The 19,752-nt window shown below is 70.4% G+C and carries 18 protein-coding genes; 12 read left to right on the top strand and 6 right to left on the bottom strand.

What is annotated here, in order from left to right:
* Positions 1 to 288 precede the first annotated feature (288 nt).
* From HA039_RS09770 to HA039_RS09745, 6 genes are all read left to right on the top strand, one after another.
* Positions 289 to 681, top strand: coding sequence for an SCP2 sterol-binding domain-containing protein (locus HA039_RS09770; protein ID WP_167026782.1), 393 nt, complete (start codon positions 289 to 291; stop codon positions 679 to 681).
* A gap of 79 nt (positions 682 to 760) precedes the next feature.
* A complete protein-coding gene (locus tag HA039_RS09765; protein WP_167026779.1) occupies positions 761 to 1,978 on the top strand; it encodes an acyl-CoA dehydrogenase family protein in 1,218 nt (405 codons plus the stop codon).
* The gene (locus HA039_RS09760) at positions 1,975 to 3,003 is read left to right on the top strand and encodes a hypothetical protein (RefSeq protein ID WP_167026776.1); all 1,029 of its coding nucleotides are present in this window, start codon (positions 1,975 to 1,977) and stop codon (positions 3,001 to 3,003) included. The genes HA039_RS09765 and HA039_RS09760 overlap by 4 nt, the downstream gene beginning before the upstream one ends.
* A complete protein-coding gene (locus HA039_RS09755; protein ID WP_243869310.1) occupies positions 2,987 to 3,934 on the top strand; it encodes a ThiF family adenylyltransferase in 948 nt (315 codons plus the stop codon). Before HA039_RS09760 ends, HA039_RS09755 begins: the two co-directional genes overlap by 17 nt.
* Before the next feature lie 48 nt (positions 3,935 to 3,982).
* Entirely contained in the window at positions 3,983 to 5,419 is a 1,437-nt protein-coding gene (locus tag HA039_RS09750; protein ID WP_167026773.1) for an amidase, read from the top strand.
* Between the two features lie 122 nt (positions 5,420 to 5,541).
* Positions 5,542 to 6,033: a winged helix-turn-helix domain-containing protein gene (locus HA039_RS09745; RefSeq protein WP_167026770.1), complete on the top strand. Its 492-nt coding sequence runs from the start codon at positions 5,542 to 5,544 to the stop codon at positions 6,031 to 6,033.
* A 73-nt stretch (positions 6,034 to 6,106) separates the two neighbouring features.
* Here the strand turns inward: HA039_RS09745 and HA039_RS09740 are convergent, their stop codons facing one another.
* Positions 6,107 to 7,669 carry an MFS transporter gene (locus HA039_RS09740; RefSeq protein WP_167026767.1) on the bottom strand — a complete coding sequence of 521 codons (1,563 nt, stop codon included), beginning with the start codon at positions 7,667 to 7,669 and terminating at the stop codon, positions 6,107 to 6,109.
* A gap of 210 nt (positions 7,670 to 7,879) precedes the next feature.
* Positions 7,880 to 8,263 carry a BlaI/MecI/CopY family transcriptional regulator gene (locus tag HA039_RS09735; RefSeq protein ID WP_243869308.1) on the bottom strand — a complete coding sequence of 128 codons (384 nt, stop codon included), beginning with the start codon at positions 8,261 to 8,263 and terminating at the stop codon, positions 7,880 to 7,882.
* A gap of 129 nt (positions 8,264 to 8,392) precedes the next feature.
* Here HA039_RS09735 and HA039_RS09730 point away from each other — a divergent pair, with 129 nt between their 5' ends.
* Complete coding sequence (locus HA039_RS09730) at positions 8,393 to 9,502, top strand: hypothetical protein (RefSeq protein WP_243869306.1); 1,110 nt, start codon at positions 8,393 to 8,395, stop codon at positions 9,500 to 9,502.
* A gap of 45 nt (positions 9,503 to 9,547) precedes the next feature.
* Here HA039_RS09730 and HA039_RS09725 read toward each other — a convergent pair whose 3' ends face one another.
* A complete protein-coding gene (locus HA039_RS09725; RefSeq protein ID WP_243869304.1) occupies positions 9,548 to 11,248 on the bottom strand; it encodes an amidohydrolase in 1,701 nt (566 codons plus the stop codon).
* Between the two features lie 201 nt (positions 11,249 to 11,449).
* Here HA039_RS09725 and HA039_RS09720 point away from each other — a divergent pair, with 201 nt between their 5' ends.
* The 3 genes from HA039_RS09720 (at position 11,450) to HA039_RS09710 (ending at position 13,883) form a co-directional block, all read left to right on the top strand.
* Positions 11,450 to 11,983 (top strand): hypothetical protein, encoded by a 534-nt coding sequence (locus HA039_RS09720; protein ID WP_167026761.1) that lies wholly within the window; start codon positions 11,450 to 11,452, stop codon positions 11,981 to 11,983.
* 101 nt (positions 11,984 to 12,084) lie between these two features.
* On the top strand, positions 12,085 to 13,191 hold the full coding sequence (locus HA039_RS09715; RefSeq protein ID WP_167036491.1) for a histidine kinase: 1,107 nt from the start codon (positions 12,085 to 12,087) through the stop codon (positions 13,189 to 13,191).
* 62 nt (positions 13,192 to 13,253) lie between these two features.
* Positions 13,254 to 13,883 carry a response regulator gene (locus tag HA039_RS09710; RefSeq protein ID WP_243870042.1) on the top strand — a complete coding sequence of 210 codons (630 nt, stop codon included), beginning with the start codon at positions 13,254 to 13,256 and terminating at the stop codon, positions 13,881 to 13,883.
* A gap of 114 nt (positions 13,884 to 13,997) precedes the next feature.
* On the opposite strand, the gene HA039_RS09705 is transcribed toward HA039_RS09710, so the two are convergent.
* Positions 13,998 to 14,582 (bottom strand): CGNR zinc finger domain-containing protein, encoded by a 585-nt coding sequence (locus tag HA039_RS09705; RefSeq protein WP_167026755.1) that lies wholly within the window; start codon positions 14,580 to 14,582, stop codon positions 13,998 to 14,000.
* 123 nt (positions 14,583 to 14,705) lie between these two features.
* Here HA039_RS09705 and HA039_RS09700 point away from each other — a divergent pair, with 123 nt between their 5' ends.
* Both HA039_RS09700 and HA039_RS09695 read left to right on the top strand, forming a co-directional pair.
* On the top strand, positions 14,706 to 15,725 hold the full coding sequence (locus tag HA039_RS09700) for an NADPH:quinone reductase (protein WP_167026752.1): 1,020 nt from the start codon (positions 14,706 to 14,708) through the stop codon (positions 15,723 to 15,725).
* Positions 15,726 to 15,871: 146 nt separating this feature from the next.
* On the top strand, positions 15,872 to 17,125 hold the full coding sequence (locus HA039_RS09695; RefSeq protein WP_243869302.1) for a cytochrome P450 family protein: 1,254 nt from the start codon (positions 15,872 to 15,874) through the stop codon (positions 17,123 to 17,125).
* 112 nt (positions 17,126 to 17,237) lie between these two features.
* Here HA039_RS09695 and HA039_RS09690 read toward each other — a convergent pair whose 3' ends face one another.
* Positions 17,238 to 18,272 carry a Gfo/Idh/MocA family protein gene (locus HA039_RS09690; RefSeq protein ID WP_167026749.1) on the bottom strand — a complete coding sequence of 345 codons (1,035 nt, stop codon included), beginning with the start codon at positions 18,270 to 18,272 and terminating at the stop codon, positions 17,238 to 17,240.
* 80 nt (positions 18,273 to 18,352) lie between these two features.
* Positions 18,353 to 19,735: an L-serine ammonia-lyase gene (locus HA039_RS09685; protein ID WP_167026746.1), complete on the bottom strand. Its 1,383-nt coding sequence runs from the start codon at positions 19,733 to 19,735 to the stop codon at positions 18,353 to 18,355.
* Positions 19,736 to 19,752 lie beyond the last annotated feature (17 nt).

Here is a 19,752-nt window from a genome sequence, read left to right as displayed (position 1 = left end):
AGGGGATCTCCGATAGAGAGTCCAACCGGCGCTCCGCAGCGGATGTTACTTTCTCATTAATTCGGCGTGTGTCCTTTGTCCATTTGGTCTGGGCGACGTGCGGAGTGCTAGCAGATGAATCGTGGGATAAGTTCTCCGACCAGCCGCCCCGGCCAAATCTTTCAACCTTCTGTTGGATTTCCTTTGGCCTTCTTTCTGTCGTGTTCGTCGTCCGTGGAAGCCTCTAGTAGCGTTGCCGGAGGTCGAGCGGCCCGGGCAGGAGGGCCGCCACAGGAAAGGGAATTCGACATGGCAGTTTTCGAATCATCGGCGGCGGCGGAAGAAGTATTCGGCCGCCTTTTCGGCATTCTGCTGGAGGACGAGGCATTCACGTCCCAGCTGCGCGCGCACGACCTGAGCATTCGTCTGACCCAGACCGGACCGGACTGCAACATCCATGTTTCCGCCGACAAGTTGGTGGTGGGCCAGGACGCTCCCGAGGACGCGACCATCAAGATCAAGATGTCGAGTGACACGGCCCACTCGCTCTGGCTCGGCAAGCTGATGATGCCCACCGCCATAGCCACCGGGAAGGTGCGAATTCGGGGAAAGGTCTCCCGGGTCCTGGAGCTCGTTCCCATCCTGCGTCCCGCATTCGACGAGTACCCGGAAATCGCGGCCAAGGCCGGCCTGCCGGTCTGACTCGTAACGGTCACGCATTCCGCCGCTCCGGCACAACCCGCACACCGCACTTCAGTACGGCAGCTTTGGAGGCTTTTCAATGTCCGATGCGTACGACAACACGCTGGAACTCAACTTCGACGTGCTCCCCGGCGAGCTGGAGAAATTCCGGCTGCGCGTCCGTGAGTTCGCCCAGGACGTGGTGGCACCCCGTGTCCAGGACCTCGACGCGGCCCCCGCGGACGATTTCGACTGGGACATGGTCACGCAGGGTCACTCCATCGGCCTGACGCGCGTCGCCATCCCGCGGGACTACGGCGGGCTCGGCTTCGGCATGCTCGGCGCGGCCGTCGCCCTGGAGGAGGTCGCCACGGTCTGTGCCGGCACCGCCCTCATATTCGGCGCCGCCATGCTCGGCCAGGCCCCCGTCCTGCTCTCCGGCGACCCCCGGCTGCAGGCCCGCTTCCTGCCGCTGTTCTCGGGCGACGCCCCCGTCCTGGCCTGCAACGCGGTCACCGAGGAGGAGGCCGGCTGCGACCTCATCATTCCTGACAACGCTGTCCACGCCCGTGACGTCATGACCGCCCGCCGGGACGGCGACCACTACGTCCTCAACGGCCGCAAGCGGTTCATCACGAACGCCCAGGTCGCCAACTTCGCCTCGGTCTTCGCCAACATGGAGGGATTCCCCGGCGCGACCGGCCTGACCTCCTTCATGGTGCCGCTCGACCTGCCCGGCGTGGTGCGCGGCCCCGTCGCCGACAAGCTGGGCTACCGCCTGTGCCTCGGCAGCGAGCTGACCTTCGAGAACGTCCGTATTCCGGCCGAGAACATGATCGGCGACGAGGGCGACGGCATGGCGATCAACATCGCGCAGAGCAACATGGCGCGCGCCTCCGTCGCCGGCATCTCCACCGGCGTGGCCCGGGGCGCGCTCGCCCTGGCGATCGACTGGTGCGACACCCGCGTCCAGGGCGGACGCCCGCTGCGCGAGCACCAGTTCACCGCCGCCAAGCTCGCCGAGATGACCTCCAAGGTCGACGCCGCCCGGCTGCTCTACCTGCGCGCCGCCCACAAGGTGGACAACGAACTGCCCGCCCCGCAGTACGAGCCGGCCGTCGCGAAGTACTTCGCCGACCGTGTCGCCATCGACGTCGCCGACCTGGCCATGTCCCTGGCCGGAGCCCGCGGCTACCTCAAGTCCTTCGGGCTGGAGAAGCGCCTGCGCGACGCCTACGGCGCCCGGATCTACGAGGGCACGCCCGAGGTGCTGGCGCTCGCGATCACCGAGAGTCTCTACGACGAGGAACGCGCATGACCCTAGCCGCGACAGCAGACGCCGGAACCAGACACGAGGGGTCGGCCACCGGCCCCGCCTGGGAGGCCCCGGAACTCCTGAAGGACCCGCAGAACCGGTTCGTCAGGGACATCGTCCACCTGCACTCCACGATGGACTTCCGCGACCTCCCGCAGCACCTCAAGGGCGCCCCGCTCTACTACCGGCACGACGAGCGGGACCACCTGATCACCCTCACCGTCACGGACGACCAGCTCCCGCTGCGCTACCTCAACGGGATCATGGGCTTCCGCCTCGTCCAGTACCTGCGCCTCGGCTGGATCTCCTCGCGGCTCGTCTACCAGCGGGCGGTCTTCCGCGAGACGGTCACCCACCCGCCGGGCGTGCAGAACATCCACACCATCAGCCTGTGCACCAGGACCGGCCGGATCCGCGGCTACATCAGCCTCGCCTGCACGGCCGACCAGGTGCCCCTGCCGCTGGACCACCCGAGGCGCTACCGGTTCTCGACCGAGACCGCCCACCGCATCGACCTGCTCGGGCAGTTCGCCGCGCCGGGACTCGGGACCCACCAGGTCTTCGAGATCAAGCGCTTCGTACGGGACCTCCACATGGCCCCCGGCGGGACCGCGGAGCGCGTGCCCTGGCACCTGCTGCTCGGCCTCGGGCAGACCATGGTGGACATCGGCGACCAGGTACGGGTGGTGTTCGGCGACGCCAAGGAGCACGTGGCGCTGAGGCACTTCAGGCTCACCGGCTTCGACCTCCAGGTGCCGCGCGGGACGACCCCGAACCTCCCGGAGTCCGACCTCATGGCCCCGATCTACCACCAGGACGTCGTGGCCGTCCCCTTCGTGGCCCCCGTACCCCCCGACCTGGGGGCGTACATGGACCTCATCCGGGGCCACCTCGACGAACAGCCCGGCCTCGTCTCGCTCAAGGACATGGTCACCCGCATGAACGCGTGCAAGGTGGCGTCCCGGCGACAGGCACGACAGCACGCGGAGCAGCTCGGAAAGGGCGGCACAAGTGATCACCGAGGATGACCTCACCGAGGACACGGCCGGCGCGACCCCGCCGGCCGCCACCGTCGGCGGCCTGAGCCCCGACGAGTTCTACGCCGAACTGACCACCCGCAACCGGGGCGTGGTCAGCGCGGCCGAGCAGGACGCCCTGCGCACGTCGACCGTCCTGGTCGCCGGCTGCGGGTCGATCGGCGGCGCCGCCGTGGAACCCCTGGTCCGCCTGGGCGCCCGGAACTTCCTGCTGGCCGACCCGGGCGAGTACGAGGTGAACAACCTCAACCGGCAGAGCGCCACCGCGGCCGACACCGACCGCAACAAGGCCCTCGTCGCCTCCGAGCGGATCCTCGGCATCAATCCCCATGCCAAGACCGCCGTCTTCACCCAGGGCGTCGGCGAGGACACCATCGAGCAGCTGACGGCCGACTGCCAGGTCATCGTCGACGGCATCGACGTGACCACCATGTCGGGCTGGCGGGCCAAGCACCTGCTCCACCGCACCGCCGTGGCACGCAAGCTGCCGCTCGTCACGGGCTGGGACATCGCGGGCGCGCAGTACGTGCGGTGCTACGACTACCGGACCGTGCGCAAGCCGTTCGACGGAGCGATCAGCCAGTCCGACATCGAGGAACTCACCTCGTGGCAGCTGCTCCTCAAGGCGATCCCGCTGCGGTACGTCCCCGTCGAGATGCTCACCGAGGTCAAGGACAACCTGGGCCGTCCCGACTACAGCTTCCCCCAGGTCACCTATGTGGCACTGACGTTCGGCGCCATCACCTCCCACATGGTGGTGAAGCTCCTCGCCGGGGAGCAGGTGCGGCCCGAGGTCTACATCGACGTCCACCAGGAGATCCGTTCCAACTGGGGGCAGTTGGCGACACGGCTGCGCTGGGTCGGCGAACTTGCCTCACTGGCGCCGAAGCTCCTCAAGCTCTCCCGGGGCGCCCAGGCCTGACCAGGGCTCACGTGCCACCCACCCCCCACTACCGCGGAGCACTACTCCATGGCCGAACTCCATGATCTGACCGCTCTCGAACAGGGAGCCGCCATCGCCGGGGGCGAGCTGTCCTCCGTCGCGCTGACGGACCACTATCTCGACCGCATCGACCGCGAGGACAAGGCGCTCGGCGCTTACCTCACCGTCACCGCGGACCTCGCCAGGGAACAGGCGTCCGCGGCCGACCGGGACACGGCCGACGCCAGGCGGGACGGCACACGGCTGTCCCCGCTGCACGGCGTCCCGCTGGCCGTGAAGGACCTCGTCCAGGTCGCCGACGTGCGGTACACCTCGGGCTCCCGGGCCTTCACCGACCGGATCGGGGACCTGGACGACCACGTCGTCACCCGGCTGCGCGAGGCCGGCACGGTCCTGCTCGGGAAGACCAACCTCCCCGAGTTCGCCCTGCCCTGCTACACGGAGAACGGGCTCGGCGCGCCGACCCGCAACCCGTGGGACCCGGAGCGGTCCCCGGGCGGGTCCAGCGGCGGGTCCGCCGCGGCCGTCGCCGCCGGCCTCGCCCCGCTGGCCCACGGCACCGACGCCGGCGGATCCGTCCGCATCCCGGCCTCCGCCTGCGGCCTCGTCGGGATCAAGCCCAGCAGGGGCCGCATCAGCAACGGCCCGTCGCGGCCCGACATCACCGGCCTGTCCACCCACGGGGCGCTGGCCCGTACGGTCGCCGACGCCGCGGCGCTCGTCGACGCGATGGCCGGACGCATGCCGGGCGACGTGTACACGGCTCCCGGCTATCCGGGCGGCGGGACCCTGCTCGACCACGCCCGCCGGGAGCCCGGACGGCTGCGGATCGCCGGCCTGCGCGCGCCCATGGTGCCGGACGCCGTGCTCCACCCGGATTGCGCCGCGGCGTACGGGGCCGCCGCCGTGACACTGGCCGAACTGGGCCATACCGTCGAGGAAGTGGAGATGCCCGCCGACGGCGGGATCGTCGAGGCGTTCACCCACGTGTGGTCGGTGGAGGCCGCGAGCTACGAGCTGGAACCGTACGAGGAAAGGGAGTTGATGCCGTTCACCGCGTATCTGCGTGACGTTGCGAACGCGGTCACCGCGCGGCAGTACGATCAAGCCCTTCGTACGTTCCGCGGAGTCGGACAGATGCTCACCGATCTTCTGTTCGGCGCCTACGACGTGATCCTCACGCCGACGCTCGCAGAACCCCCCACGCTCACCGGCGAGTTGCGGGAGGACTCCGATCCGGCGGCCGAATTCGCCCGGATGACCGCCTTCATGCCGTACACCACCGTCTACAACCTCACCGGACTTCCCGCGGTGAGCGTCCCGTTGAGCCGGAACCCGGACGGGCTCCCGACCGGCGTGATGCTCGGCGGCCGGTACGCGGACGAGCCCACCCTGGTCTCTCTCGCGGCCCAACTCCAGGCCACGACGGCCGAGGTGACTCCGCGTCACCCGGCGATGTGGTGACCGCATAAGCAGAGCGACTTTCCTGCGCAATGCTGAACAGGCAAGGCCCGCATACGTATTCATGTGCGGGCCTTGTCCTTTCACGAGCTCCGGAGAAATACAGATACAGAAAAGTAGGTGCCATGCAGGACGTGCAGGTTGTCCGCTGGCCGACCGAGCTGACGAAGCTGGCCGGCCTGCGACGTGAGGGAATTCCCTGTGTTCTTCTGGTCGCCCCCGGTGTCTCCGTTCCCGAGTTGAAGGGGGCGGGAGAGGACTGGATCCGGCTGCCCGTCGACCCGCTGGAACTGAAGGCACGGATATCGTCCCTGCGGGCCAAGGTCGGTCACTTTCCGCAGCCTTTGGTGGACGAGGACGGAATACTGCGGTTCGGCAGCACCCTCACCCCCTTGACCGCCACGGAGACCGTCGTGGTGCGTTTCCTCGTGGAGCGGTTGTCCAAGGTGGCCGGCCGTCAGGAACTGGCGGCCAGGCTCTCCTCGGCGAATCGCTCGGCCAGCAGGAACGCGTTAGATCTGCACATCATGCGGCTCAGGCGCAAACTCCTGGCCGTCGGGCTCTCGCTGGAAACGATTCACGGCCGCGGTTATCTGCTGAACCGGATCGACGCCTGATCCCGACGGGCCGGTCGTCCGGGCCGGCCACGGTGCCTGGGCCCAGGTCTTCCCGGGCCCAGGTGTGCCCGGCTCAGGTGGCCCGGGCGCCTTCCTCGCGGGCCGGCTCGGCGGGGCCGTCCGCCGTCCGGGCCGCTCCCGCGACGGTACGGCCGGGCAGCCAGACCGCGGCCACCACGGCGGCCACGGCGAGCGCCCCCGCGGCGATCGCGAAGGAGAAGTGCATCGCGGACATGTACGAGTCCTGTGCAGCACTCAGGAGTTGGGGCAGCGCCTCCTTGACCGGGGCCGACCCGGCCGCACCGCTCTCCTGGATCCGCTGGGCCACGGTGAGCGTGCCGCCCAGCGACTCGGACGCGGCGTCCCGTACGGGAGCCGGCAGGACGTCGGTCGCGCTGCCCAGCTCGTCGCGGTAGCGCACCGAGAGCACCGAGCCGAGGACGGCCACCCCGAGCGCGGCGCCGACCTGGCGCAGTGTGTTGTTGACCGCCGCGCCGACGCCGGCCTTCTCCGGCGCGACCACCGCCATCGTGACCGTCGTCGAGGTGCCCATCACCAGTCCGAGCCCCAGGCCGGACAGCCCGAGGTTGATCTCGAACAGCCACAGCGCGGTGTCGGCCTTGACCCACGCCTGCCAGGTGAAGGCCAGCGCGAGCAGGAGCAGTCCGGCGGTCACCGTTGCCTTGGCGCCGAACTTCGCGGCCAGGCCGTTGCTCTGGGTGGCCGAGACCACCGTGCCGACCGCGACCGGGAGGAGGATGAGGCCCAGCTCCAGGGGGCTGTAGCCGCGCACGCCCTGGATGTAGAACACCATCAGGAACGTGCCGCCGGTGAGGGCGAAGAAGGACAGGGCCAGCGAGGCGGTCCCGGCCGCGAAGGCCTTGTTGCGCAGGAGCTTGACGTCGAGCGCGGGCAGCGCGGCGCGGGACTCGAAGCGGATGAACAGGGCGAGCAGCACCACGCCGCCGATGATGGAGCCGAGGACCTCGGGGCTCGTCCAGTGGTTGGTGTCGCCGCCGCGGATCACGCCGTAGATCAGCGCGCCGATGCCGACGATCGACAACAGGACGCCAGGAAGGTCGAGTTGAGGCTTCGAGGCCGCCCGGGACTCGGGGAGGATCAACAGGAGCAGCACCGCGCAGCCCACCACGACGGGCACGTTGATCAGGAAGACGGAACCCCACCAGAAGTGGTTGAGGAGGAAGCCGCCGATGATCGGGCCCAGCGCGATGGACAGCCCGCCGAGCGCGGACCAGATGCCGATCGCCTTGCCGCGCTCCTCGCGCGGGAAGATGTCGTTGATGACCGCGAGCGTCGCGGGCGGCACGACCGCGCCGCCGATCCCCATGACGGCCCGCCAGAGGATGAGCTGTTCCGGCGTGCTGGACCAGGCGGCGAAGCCCGACGCCACCGCGAAGACGACCAGGCCGATCAGCAGGACGCGGCGGCGGCCGAAGGCGTCGGCCAGGATGCCGGCGGAGAACATCAGCGCCGCGTAGAAGAGGATGTACGAGTCGAGTGCCCACTGGAGTTCCGCGTTGGACGCCCCCAGATCGGTCTGGAGCGTCTGGAGCGCGACGTTGAGGATGGTGTTGTCCATCATCACGACGAGGAAGCAGCCGCCCAGGACAGCCATCACCAGACCTCGGTTGACCTGAGGGCCGGCTCCTCCGGTGTCAACGGGTAGCGAACTCATGGGACTTCCTCCACAGCTGTCGATGACTCATCGCGCGCGGACGGACGCCACGCAACTACTACGCGGGAATAGTAGTTGGAGTGGGACCCCCACAGGGGTCGATCGAAAGAGTTCTGACAGATTCGACGCCGCCCGGCCGGGGACGGGACGTCAGGAACCCGGGCCTTCCGCCATCAACCGCCGCAGGCGGTCCAGGAGATCGGGGGAGTTCTGCGCCTCGGTGACGAAGTGCGCCACGGCGTCCACCCCGAAGTCGCGGATGACCTCGCGCACGGCCATCGCCGCCTCGTCCGACACGGCGGCCGAATAGCTGTAGCAGCGGCCGGCCTTGACCCGCACGGCCGCGCTTTTGTCCGACAGCCGGTTCATCACCGTCATCACCGTCGTGTACGCGAGGGGCGTCTCGCGGGCGTGGTTGAGCCGCCCGAGCACCTCCCGGACCGTCAACGGCGCGGGCGTGCCCCAGAGCACGTCCATGATCTCGCCCTCCAACGGCCCGAAGACGATGCAGTTCTGCGCTTTGACGGACGTCACGAGACGAATTCTACGTCCCCGGTCGGCGGAGTAGTAGGGATTCCCGGCCGGGGTGCGGAGTCGTACCGCTGTCAGTGCCCCGTGTGATGATCTCGCGTGACCGGCCGACCCCGGGGAGGGACCTGGGGCGTGGGAAGGAACGGGGAGCACATCGTGGGTGAGGGGTCCATACCGGACGAGGAGTGGGAGCGGTTCCTGCGCGAGGCCGCGGCGGGGACACCGGGGGCGCCCAAGGAGCCGTCGGCGCGGGCCCGGATGGTGACCCGGCGCCTGAGGGAGCAGCCGGGGCCGCCGGCCGGATGGCGGACCCACACACCGGCCCGGCGCCGCGCGGGCAGGGGCTGGTACGTGTTCGGACTCCTCGTCGCGGTGGCCGTGCTGGCCGCGGCCCTGCTGCCCGGCCGGGTGACCGGGTGGTGGGGGAACGGGGACGCCGGGGCCGCGCCCCTCGCCGCCGAGACGGTCCGCCCGGACCAGCCGCCGCCGACGGAGCGGGCGGCCGGACTCCCCACCCTGGACGATCCGTTCAGGGGGTCGCCCGCACAGCGGTGGAGCGACGGGGCGACCGGCCTGACCCTGCCCGCGGCCCGGGCGACGGGCTGGATGAGTACGGCGGAGGTCGCGCGGGCGCTGGAGCGGAGCCGGGACTTCCTGGTCGCGGCGAACCTGGACCCCGCGGTGCTGCGCGGGGAGCGCCCGGCGAAGGCGATCGCCTCGGTCAACTCGCAACAGAAGGGCATGCGGGACTACTTGGCGAACGCGTTCACCGCGCCGACGCGCGAGGACGACCCCCTGCTGCTGTTCAGCCGCTTCGACGCCACGAAGGTGCGGCCGGCCGGTGACGTGGTCAAGACCCGGGGCCGTATCACCTACCGGGAGGGGGAGCGGGGCGCCGTCGAGGTGAGCACCGATGTCACCTACGTCTATCCGCTGGTACGGGCCGGGGCCGGCGACGACGAGGTGGCCCGTACGATCGTGCGCCGCGAGGTGGTGATGAGCTGGGACGACCCGGCGAAGGTACGCGTCGACCCGGGCACGTTCTCCCTCGTCTCGTACAAGGTCGACACCGCGAACGGCGGCTGCGACGCCTACACCGGCTCGTACGTTCCCGAGTTCACCGCGGAACGCGCCGCCACCGGTGAGGGCCCCGCGGTCGACCCGTACGACCGCAGCACCTCGATCGACGCGCACCTGGGCCGGACGGACGGGACGACGTGCGGACGGGCCACCCGGTCGTGAGACCGGGCCGGGCCCGCCCGCCGCTCGTGTCCTCGGTGCCCGCGCTCAGGTGACCGGCGGCAGGGCGGGCCCTGTGGTGCCGAGCTGCTCGCGCGCCACCACTTCGGGCACGGGCCAGACGACTCCGGGCGGCGGCCAGTGCTGGCCGGTGCGCGCGAGGAAGTCCGCGGGGGGTTCGTACAGCGGCGGCTGGGTGCCGTCGGGGATCATGCTCTTCCACTCGACCCCGGCGGTCCGCTGCGTGAACTCGTCCTGGATCGCGGCGAGCGTGTCGGGCTGGGTGATGAGGTCGATCGCCGAGGCCGCCAGGTAGCGCGCGGCCGACAGCGTGCCCTGGTGGCCGATGTGGTGGGCCGCCGTGGCCGTCACGGCCCAGTTGTGGTTGGGCAGGCCGATGGGGATGGTGGCCACGAGGGCGCTGAGGGCCGGGGTGTGCCAGCTGACGTCCGCCGTGTCCGTGGAAGGGCCGCCGCCGTACCCGGGAGGGGGCGGGGTGAGCGGGATGATCGTGGTCGGCATCCCGGCCTCCGGCTTGCCGAGCGACTTCTGCAACCGCCTGGCCAGCGCGTGGTCCGCGTCGGTGAAGGCCGGCGGCCCGATCTTCTGCATGTTGTCGTTCATCAGCTCCGCCCCGGCCTTGTTGCCGAGCGCGTTCCAGGTCCCGGAGTGGAACTTGTGCACCAGCGTGGTCTGGCTGGCCGCGGCGGCGCCCTTGGCGCACTCCACGATCTTGTCGTAGAGGGTCTGCACCCGGGCGGGGCTGCCCTCCCTGATGAAGTACCAGATCGAGCACATGTCGGGTGTCACGTTGGGAGCGCCGCCGCCGTTGACGATGGCGTAGTGGAACCGCCCCGACGGCGCGACGTTCTTCTCCCTCAGGAACTCCGACATCGTCGCCATCATGGTGGCGCCGTCGAGTCCGCTCTTGTTCCCGAGCGGGTTCGCCCCGTGCCCGGAAGCCCCCAGGAAGGTGAAGGTCGCCGAGGCGAGGGCGCTGGTCGTGTTCCAGAACGCCGTGGTGAAGGGGAACGGGTGCCAGTCCATGAAGGCGTCGAGCCCGTCGTACACCCCGTCCTTGACCATGTAGGCCTTGCCCACGAGCTGTTCCTCACCCGTGGTTCCGAAGACCCGCACCGTCGCCCTGAGGCCCTGGGCCGCGATCGCCTTGCTCACCGCGACCGCCGCGGCCGCGGAGCCCGCGCCGAGGTTGTTGTGGCCGTCCCCGTGTCCCGGACCGTAGGTGGGCCCGTAGGCGTCGTACCGGTAGACGAGCGGGGAGTGGGACCCCTCGCCGGCCTTCTGCGAGAGGCCCGGCAGGGCGTCGTACTCGGCGTTGAAACCGATCACCGGGCCGCCGGAGCCGTACGTGGCCACGAACGCGGCGGGGAACCCTCCCGCGCCCCATCGCACCGAGAAGCCGTTCCGCTGGAGGAAGTCCGCGACGGCCAGCGACGAGTTCCACTCCTGGAGCGAAAGCTCCGCGTGCGTCCATATCTCGTCGCTGAGCTGCTGGATGTCGGCGCTGTGCACACCGATCCACGCGAGGGCGGTCGCCTTGGCCTCGCTGTCCGCCGCGAGCCCCGCCGGCGCCTCGTACGCGGCGGAATGCACGCCGATCTGCTCGTCGTAGCCGAACGAGGCCCCCAGGACGGGATCGGCCGCCCTCATCGCCGCCGGCCCCGCCACCGCGGTCAGGCCGAACGCCCGTAACAACCGCCGTCGTCCCGCGTCGTAACTGCTGAGCACGTGTAGGCCCTCTCGATCGGTACCGAACGCAACGTAGCCAGACATCTGACTGACGCCAACCATAGTCAGGTGGTGATCAACTCAACAGGTCGTCCCGTCCGGCCGGTGTGCTTCTCCACCCCGGTATCCACTCCGGTGTCCACCCGGGTATCCACCCGTGGGTCCAGGTGTCGCGGGCCCTGTGACAGCAGGCTTAGGGGCATGACAACAACCGAGTGGATCACCGACATCGCCCTCCTCCTCGTCGTCTTCCGGCAACTGCGCGAGGACAAGCTGGACCGCAAGACCTTCCTGATCCCGCTGGGGATCGTGGCCTACGTCGCCTACTCGTACCTGGACTCCGTCCCCACCGGCGGCAACGACCTGATACTGATCGGAACGCTCGTGGCCGTGGGCGCCGCACTCGGCATCGCCGGCGGCGTCTACACCCGCCTCAGGACCGTGGGCGAGCACCTGCTGATCAAGGCGGGCGCGGTCTCCGCGATCCTGTGGGTGCTCGGCATGGGCGCCCGGATGGGCTTCCAGCTGTGGACGCAGTACGGCGGCGGCGCCGACCACGTCGCCCGGTTCAGCGTCGCCCACGACATCACCAGCGACCAGGCGTGGGTGGCGGCCTTCGTCCTGATGGCGGTCACCGAGGTCGTCACCCGGGTGGCCACGATCTTCGTCCGCAGCCGCATGGTGACCGCGGGCAAGGCCGCCCCCGCCGCGAATCGTGTCGCGGTCCGGCCGTGAGCTATCGTCTGGCCGTGCCCCCCGCCGAGAAGGCCCCCTCTTCCGGACAGGTCCCGCCCCCGTCGGCCGAGCCCCGGCCGATCCCGGGGCGGGACCCCCGGGTGCAGTGGGGCCTGACCCTGGCGGTCATCGTCTGTGGGGCCCTGACGATCCGGCCGATGGGCGTCAGCGGACAGGGGCTGCTGGTCGCGGCCCTCTTCGTACTGAACTGCGCGGCGCTGCTCGCCCGGGGCCTGCCCCCGGGCAGGATCCCGCCGCCCGCCGTCCTCCTCTGGCTCTCGCTGGGCGTCCTCGCCGCCGCCGCGCTGATCGGCGCGAGCCGCAGCGGAACGGGTTACCTCTTCGCCTTCTTCCTCTCCGGTCACATCGGCTACCGGCTGCCGCCCAGACAGGCCGTCACCCTGGCGCTGATCTGCGGCCTGCTCTGCGGCGGCGTCCTGTACTTCCAGATCGGACCCGGTCACCACCTGCTGCCCTGGGCCGTCGGTCTCACCGCCGGCGTGCCCGTCGTGATCGGGATGCTCAACCGCGCCCAGCACCAGGCCGTGAACGCCGCGCTGTCGGCGGCCGAGAGCGCGGAGCGCGCCGCCCGGGCCGAGGCCCAGGCCGCCGTGCTCACCGAACGCGGCCGGATCGCCCGGGACGTGCACGACGTCCTGGCGCACACGCTGGCCGGGATCAACATGCAGCTGGAACTGGCCGACGCGCTGCTCGACACCGGCGACCTGGAGAAGGTCAGGGCGGCGAACGACAAGGCCCACAGCCTCGTCAAGGAGAGCCTGAAGCAGGCGCAGTGGACCGTGCACGCGCTCCGCGAGGACTCGCTGCCGCTGGTGGAGACCCTCACCGCGATGCTCGAGTCGTCCGGCCACCGCGACACCCTGACCGTCTCGGGCACCCCCGAGGAGGTACCGGCCCGGGCGACCCAGAACCTGCTGCGGATCGCCCAGGAGTCCCTGACCAACGCCGCGCGGCACGCTCCGGGCGGTGCGGTACGGGTGGAGCTGGCCTTCGCGGCCTCCTCGACGGTGCTGACGATCCGCAACCGGCCCGCCACCCGTACGGTGAACCCCGGGGTGGGCAGCGGAATGGGGCTGATCGGCATGCGCGAACGCGTCGCCCTGCTGGGCGGCACCCTCACCGCGGGACCGGTCACCGAGGGGCCGGACGAAGGCGGCTGGCAAGTGGAGGCAGTGATCCCGCGATGAGCGACCCCGTGAAAAGCGACCCCACGACGAGTGGACCCGCCGAGAGCTCCCGGCCGTTGCGTGTGGTCGTCGCCGACGACCAGGCCGCCGTCCGCGAACCGCTCGCCGCGGTGCTGGGCCTGGCCGAGGACATCGACGTCGTCGCGGCGGCCGCGGACGGCAACGGCGTCCTGGACGCGGTCGCCGCCGGTCCGGTGGACGTCGTGCTGATGGACCTGCGCATGCCCGTCCTCGACGGGATCGAGACCACCCGCAGGCTGAGCGACGAACACCCCGGGGTCGCGGTCGTCGTGCTCACCACGTTCGCCGACGACGACTCGATCCTGGCCGCCCTCGGCGCGGGCGCCCGCGGCTATCTGACGAAGAACGCCGGACGCCAGGACATCGTCCGCGCGATCCGTGCCGCCGCCGCGGGCCAGTCCGTCCTGGACCGCGAGGTCCAGGACCGGCTGCTGGCCACCGTCCGCGCCAGGCCGACGGCGTCCGCACAGCCCCTGCCCGCGGACCTCACCCCCCGCGAACGCGAGGTGCTCACCCTGATCGGCCAGGGCCTGCCCAACCGCGCGATCGCCGAGAAGCTCTTCGTGAGCGAGGCGACCGTCAAGACCCACATCAACAACCTCTTCGCCAAGGCCGACATCCGCGACCGCCCCGACGCGGTACGCCGAGCCATCGCCGCCGGCCTGGCCTGACCCCCGGCCCGCCCTCCGGCCCCGCGGGGAGTCGGCCCTCGACGACCCGGAACGCGTCATGAGCACCGCCGCGGAACGTCGCACCCCGGGAGACCCGTGTCGGCGCCGGGCTTGTCACCGGCCGTCGGATGCGGCCCCCGGGGCACTTCTCCGGGCGCGGTGGGCCGCTACGTTGGCTCGGTTCCCGCACGAGTCGTACGAGTGCCAGCGCTGGGTCCTGCTGCGCGTGTTGTCGTAGAACACGGCGCTGCACCGGTCGCTTCCGCAGACCCGGATCCGCGACCACGAACCGTCGCCGACGAGTCCCGCCACGGTGGTGGCGATGCCGCAGACCAGGGGGTCACCGCTCACTCGCGTCAACCGTGTCCCGTTGACGGAGAACGTCCGGCGGAGCGTGACCTCGGCGCTGTGTGTGGTGAGGTCCTGCCAGCCGCGTTCCGCGCTCTCGGCGTCCACCGCGGTGACGATGGCCATGAGGTCCGCTCGGACCGTCCGCACGAGGTCGAGCTGCCCGGGGGAGGGGGTGACGCCGCCGGGCAGGCCGAAAGGCTCCAGAATCCGGCGGGCGGTGTCGCCTTCGTCGAGCCGGTCGGGAAGGGCGAGGGGAGCGTACGGGCGGGAGTTGAGCAGTTCGACAACCGATCGCGCGGTGTCGGGCACCCGTCCCCTCGCCTTCGCCGCCGCTTCTTCACCAGCCATGCCGACAGCGTACGGCGACATGGTCTATTTCGTAAAGACCTTTACGTGATCGGGTCGGCCGTGCTCCAATGTAATGGTCATGAGGGTTAAGACACTTACGTTCCGAACAAGAGGGAAAGCACCATGCGCGCTGTTGTCTACTCCGAGCAGGGTTCCATCGACGTCCTCAGCCTCGTCGAGCGCGAGCCGGGCGAGCCCGGTCCGGGTGAGGTGCGGGTCAGGATCGTGCGGTCGGGGGTGAACCCGAGCGACTGGAAGAACCGCGAGGGAGTCATGGGGCCGATGTCGTTCCCCGAGGTCGTACCGAACAGTGACGGCGCCGGCTACGTCGACGCGCTGGGCGAGGGCGTCGACGGCCTCGCCGTCGGGGACCGGGTCTGGGCGACGATCGCGTCGGCCGGCCGGCCGACGGGCACCGCCCAGGAGTACACCGTGCTGCCCGCCTACCGGGTCTTCCCGCTCGCCGACGGTCTCTCCTTCGACCTCGGCACCCTCGGCGTGCCCGCCGTGACCGCCCACAGCGCTCTCACCCGCTCCGACGGCGGACCGTCCCGGCTGGCGCCCGGCTCGCTGACCGGCCGGACCGTGCTCGTCCAGGGTGGCGCGGGAGCGGTCGGCAACGCCGCGATCCAGCTCGCCGTCTGGGCGGGCGCCCAGGTCGTCGCCACCGTCAGCAGCGACACCAAGGCCGCACTCGCCACGGCGGCCGGCGCCCACCACACCGTCGACTACACCCGCGGCGACATCGTCGACCCCGTCCGCGCCTTCGCCCCGGACGGGGTCGACATCGTGGTCGAGGTCGCCCCCGCCGCGAACTTCGCCGCCGACCTGAAGCTCGTCAAGCCCCGCGGCACCATCGCCAGTTACTCCAACGACGGCGGCGACGACCTGGGCGTCGGCGTCACGGCGCTGCTCTGGGCCAACGCCCGCGTCGAATGGGTGGTCATCCCCGCTCTGGACCCCGCTCACCTGCGCGCCGCGGCAGAGGACATCACGGCCGCCGCGACCGCCGGAGCATTCCGCGCCGGCGAGGAAGCCGGCCTACCCCTGCACCACTTCCCACTCGACCGGACCGCCGAGGCACACGCGGCGGCGGAATCCGGCACGGTCGGCAAGATCCTCGTCGACGTCAGCGACATCTGAGTCAGCGACGTCCGAACGAACTCACGGGCCGAGGGCGTCGGCTGCCGGCGATCCACCACAACGGCCCCTCGGCTCGGGGGCCGTGCGAGGGTGGCCTTTGATCGCCGCCCCCACGGCGTCGTACGAAACGTAGGAGATGATCAGGCATGACCCCCACGATGCCGATGGATCCGCCGGAAGCCGGCGAAGGCGCCGTTGTGCACATCGACGCGGCATTCAAGGCCGCCGCGCCCCGGCGCTACGCCGAACTGCGCGAGATCGGACCGATACACCGCGCGAAATTGTCGTCGGGTCTCGACGGGTGGCTCGTGGTCGACTACCACCTGGCACGTCAGGCCCTGACCCACCCCGCACTCCTGAAGGATCCTTCCCCGGCGGCCGACGCACTGGCGTCTGTCGGATACGTCCTCAACCAGCCCGGGGTGGGCCTCGGAGGCCAGATGCTGGAGGCCGACGGGCAGGAGCACACCCGGCTGCGCAAGCTCGTCTCCGCGTCCTTCACCCCACGCCGAGCGGCGGACCTGGGACCGCGTATCCGGACCATCGCCGACGACCTCGTCGACCACCTGGCCGCGGACAACAGCGCCGATCTCGTCGAGTCCTTCACCGCCCCGCTCCCCGTGACCGTCATCGCCGAGCTGCTGGGCGTACCGGAGGAGGACCGCCACGAGTTCCGCCGCTGGTCCAGCGACGCCCTCAACCTGTCGGCCGACAACCGCTCGGCCCTGGCCGGGCTTCACGGGCTGTTGGCTCGTCTCGTCGCGGACAAGCGGACACATCCCCAGGACGACCTCATCTCCGGGCTGGTGACGGTTCACGACGACGAGGAAGGGCATTTGAGCGAAGCCGAACTCATCGGCACCTGTCTGCTACTGATCGTCGCCGGGCACGAAACCACGGTGAACTTCCTGGGCAACTCCGTTCTCGCCCTGCTGCGCCATCCGGAACAGGCGCGGCTACTGCGTGGCACGCCGGGCCTGCTTCCGGGCGCGGTGGAGGAGCTGCTGCGCTACGACACCTCGGTCGAGACCGCGACCCATCGCTACGCCGCGCGGGATCTTGAGTTGGGGGGCAGGATTCTCCCCCGTGGGAGCGTGGTGGTCGTCGCGCTGTCGTCCGCCAGCCGTGACGCGCCCATGGGTGAGGGCGAGGACTCCGGAGTGCTGGACGTGTCACGACCGGCGGCCCGTCACATGTCGTTCGGTCACGGCATTCACCACTGCCTCGGGGCGCCGCTGGCACGGCTGGAGGCGACCACCGCGCTGGACGTGCTGCTGCGACGCGTACCCGACCTGGAACTGGCAGTCGGTCCCGAGGAGATCGACTGGATCCCCGCCGGCATGATGCGCGGCCCGATCGCCCTCCCGGTCCGTTACGGCGCGGTCGAGCCGCGCGACTGACCACGCGGCTCGATCCCGCAAGCCGGACCCGCGCAGCCTGGGTCGGGTCACCGGACCTGGACGAGCCGCGCCCCTTGCCGGGTGGAATCCCTCCGGTGCCGGGAGGGGGACATCAACCGTCCGTGGGCTCCCCGCGTAGCGGCACTCCCGCGGCGCGGTAGATGTCGTCCAGAACTCCCATCGTCACCACAGCGTCCCTCGGCGATGTGATGACCGGTCCGCCGTCCACGATCGCCGCGGTGAACGCCGAGAGTTGGCACGCGTAGCTCGACACATTCCGAGCGACGCGCTCCCGGCGCAGGAAGCGTCGGCCCTCGCCGCCTGGTCCGTGCACGGTGAGGCGGTGATAGACCTGGGGCATCACGAAGTTGATCACGTTCAGTTCGCCCGCCGTTCCGATCGCCCTCGCCCGGATCGACAGAACCCGACGTGACCACATGGAGGCACGAACCCGCCCGGTGGCTCCACCTGGGAAGGCAAGGCCGGCGGTCATCGCGCGGTCCACGCGCGGGTCCGTGCGCAGTGTGAGCATCCGGGCGTCGGTCACCGCGGGGGTGTCCCCGCCCAGCAGCCGCGCCACGTGGACCGCGTAGCATCCCGCGTCCATGGTCGCGCCACCGGCCAGCGCGTAGTCGTAGCGAATGTCGCTGAACAGCGGCAGAGGAAAGCACACTTGAGCCTCAACGTGACGCAACTCGCCTATCTCGCCGCTCTCCACGATCTCCCGCATGCGTGCGGCAAGGGGGTGGTGGCGGTAGTGAAAGGCTTCCATCACGACCAGGCCGTCGCGCTCGAACGCGGCGTCGGCGGCGTCAGCGACGCGTTCGGCCTCGGCGCGGTTGGCGGTGAACGGCTTCTCGCACAGGACGTGTTTGCCGGCTTCGAGAGCCTTCAAGGTCCACTGTGCGTGGAGACCGTTGGGCAGTGGCACGTAGACCGCGTCCACTTCCGGATCGGCGAGCAGTTCCTCGTAACCGGAATGGACGACAGGAATGCCGTGCTTCCGGGCGAACTTCTCGGCGCGGGCCTGATCCCGCGCCGCGACAGCGGTCACCGTGACGCCCGGGGTCTGCCGTGCGGGTCGGACGAGCGCGTTCGGCGCGACGGCGGCGGCTCCGAGCACGCCGACGCGGAGGTGGGTAGTCATGGGATGTACGCGATTCCCGTCATGCCGTTCTCGGATTCCGTTCGTGCTCGCGGCCATGCCCCGGAGTTCCGCACACGGCCTCAGCACTCGATGATGTTCACCGCGAGCCCGCCGCGGGCTGTTTCCTTGTACTTGACGGACATGTCGGCGCCCGTCTCCTTCATCGTCTTGATGACCTTGTCCAGGGAGACCTGGTGCCGGCCGTCGCCGCGCAGGGCCATCTTCGCCGCCGTGACGGCCTTGACCGCCGCCATGCCGTTGCGTTCGATGCAGGGGATCTGGACCAGGCCGCCGACCGGGTCGCAGGTCAGGCCGAGGTTGTGCTCCATGCCGATCTCGGCCGCGTTCTCGACCTGTTCCGGGCTGCCGCCCAGGACCTCGGCCAGCGCGCCCGCGGCCATCGAGCAGGCCGAGCCGACCTCGCCCTGGCAGCCGACCTCGGCACCCGAGATGGACGCGTTCTCCTTGAAGAGCATGCCGATGGCGCCCGCCGCGAGGAGGAAGCGGACGACGCTCTCGTCCTTCTCCGCCTCGGTGGCGCCGCCGGCCGCGAAGTTCATGTAGTAGTGCAGGACGGCCGGGATGATGCCCGCCGCGCCGTTGGTGGGGGCGGTGACCACACGGCCGCCGGCGGCGTTCTCCTCGTTCACGGCCATCGCGTAGAGCGTGATCCACTCCATCGCGTGGGCCTGCGGGTCACCGTCGGCGCGCAGCTGGCGCGCGGTGTTCGCGGCCCGTCTGCGGACCTTGAGGCCGCCGGGCAGGATGCCCTCGCGGGACATGCCGCGCGAGACGCAGGCCTGCATGGCCCGCCAGATCTCCAGCAGCCCGGCCCGGATCTCGTCCTCCGTGCGCCAGGCCTTCTCGTTCTCCATCATCAGCGCGGAGATCGACAGGCCCGTCTCGCCGGCCAGCCGCAGCAGCTCGTCGCCGGTGCGGAAGGGGTGGGTGAGGACCGTGTCGTCCAGCTTGATGCGGTCCTCGCCGATCGCGTCGTCGTCCACGACGAAGCCGCCGCCCACCGAGTAGTACGTCTTCTCCAGGAGCAGGCCGCCGTCGGCGTCGTACGCGAGGACGGTCATGCCGTTCGCGTGGTACGGCAGCACCTCGCGGCGGTGCAGGACCAGGTCCTCGTCCGCGTCGAAGTCGATCTCGTGCATGCCCAGCAGGTTGAGGCGCTTGCCGGTGCGGATACGTTCCGCCTCGGCGTCCGCGCGCTCCACGTCGACCGTGCGCGGCGAGTTGCCCTCCAGGCCGAGGAGGACGGCCTTGGGGGTGCCGTGCCCGTGCCCGGTCGCGCCGAGCGAGCCGTACAGCTCCGCCCGTACCTTCGCGGTGTGGGCGAGGAGCCCCTCGTTCTTGAGCCGGCGGGCGAACATGCGCGCCGCGCGCATGGGGCCGACCGTGTGGGAGCTGGACGGGCCGATGCCGATCGAGAAGAGGTCGAAGACCGAGATGGCCACGGGAGGGACTCCTAGCT

It is taken from the genome of Streptomyces liangshanensis (assembly GCF_011694815.1).
Taxonomy (GTDB): domain Bacteria; phylum Actinomycetota; class Actinomycetes; order Streptomycetales; family Streptomycetaceae; genus Streptomyces; species Streptomyces liangshanensis.
Note: the sequence above shows the minus strand (reverse complement) of the source record. Positions and strands in the feature narration are given on the sequence as shown.

What these genes read in the sequence shown, in the direction of transcription:
- HA039_RS09705 (WP_167026755.1), bottom strand. Translation starts at nt 14,582, where the DNA reads ATGGCTGGTGAAGAAGCGGCGGCGAAGGCGAGGGGACGGGTGCCCGAC.
- HA039_RS09770 (WP_167026782.1), top strand. Translation starts at nt 289, where the DNA reads ATGGCAGTTTTCGAATCATCGGCGGCGGCGGAAGAAGTATTCGGCCGC.
- HA039_RS09740 (WP_167026767.1), bottom strand. Translation starts at nt 7,669, where the DNA reads ATGGCTGTCCTGGGCGGCTGCTTCCTCGTCGTGATGATGGACAACACC.
- HA039_RS09720 (WP_167026761.1), top strand. Translation starts at nt 11,450, where the DNA reads ATGACAACAACCGAGTGGATCACCGACATCGCCCTCCTCCTCGTCGTC.
- HA039_RS09765 (WP_167026779.1), top strand. Translation starts at nt 761, where the DNA reads ATGTCCGATGCGTACGACAACACGCTGGAACTCAACTTCGACGTGCTC.
- HA039_RS09760 (WP_167026776.1), top strand. Translation starts at nt 1,975, where the DNA reads ATGACCCTAGCCGCGACAGCAGACGCCGGAACCAGACACGAGGGGTCG.
- HA039_RS09750 (WP_167026773.1), top strand. Translation starts at nt 3,983, where the DNA reads ATGGCCGAACTCCATGATCTGACCGCTCTCGAACAGGGAGCCGCCATC.
- HA039_RS09745 (WP_167026770.1), top strand. Translation starts at nt 5,542, where the DNA reads ATGCAGGACGTGCAGGTTGTCCGCTGGCCGACCGAGCTGACGAAGCTG.
- HA039_RS09700 (WP_167026752.1), top strand. Translation starts at nt 14,706, where the DNA reads ATGCGCGCTGTTGTCTACTCCGAGCAGGGTTCCATCGACGTCCTCAGC.
- HA039_RS09690 (WP_167026749.1), bottom strand. Translation starts at nt 18,272, where the DNA reads ATGACTACCCACCTCCGCGTCGGCGTGCTCGGAGCCGCCGCCGTCGCG.
- HA039_RS09695 (WP_243869302.1), top strand. Translation starts at nt 15,872, where the DNA reads ATGACCCCCACGATGCCGATGGATCCGCCGGAAGCCGGCGAAGGCGCC.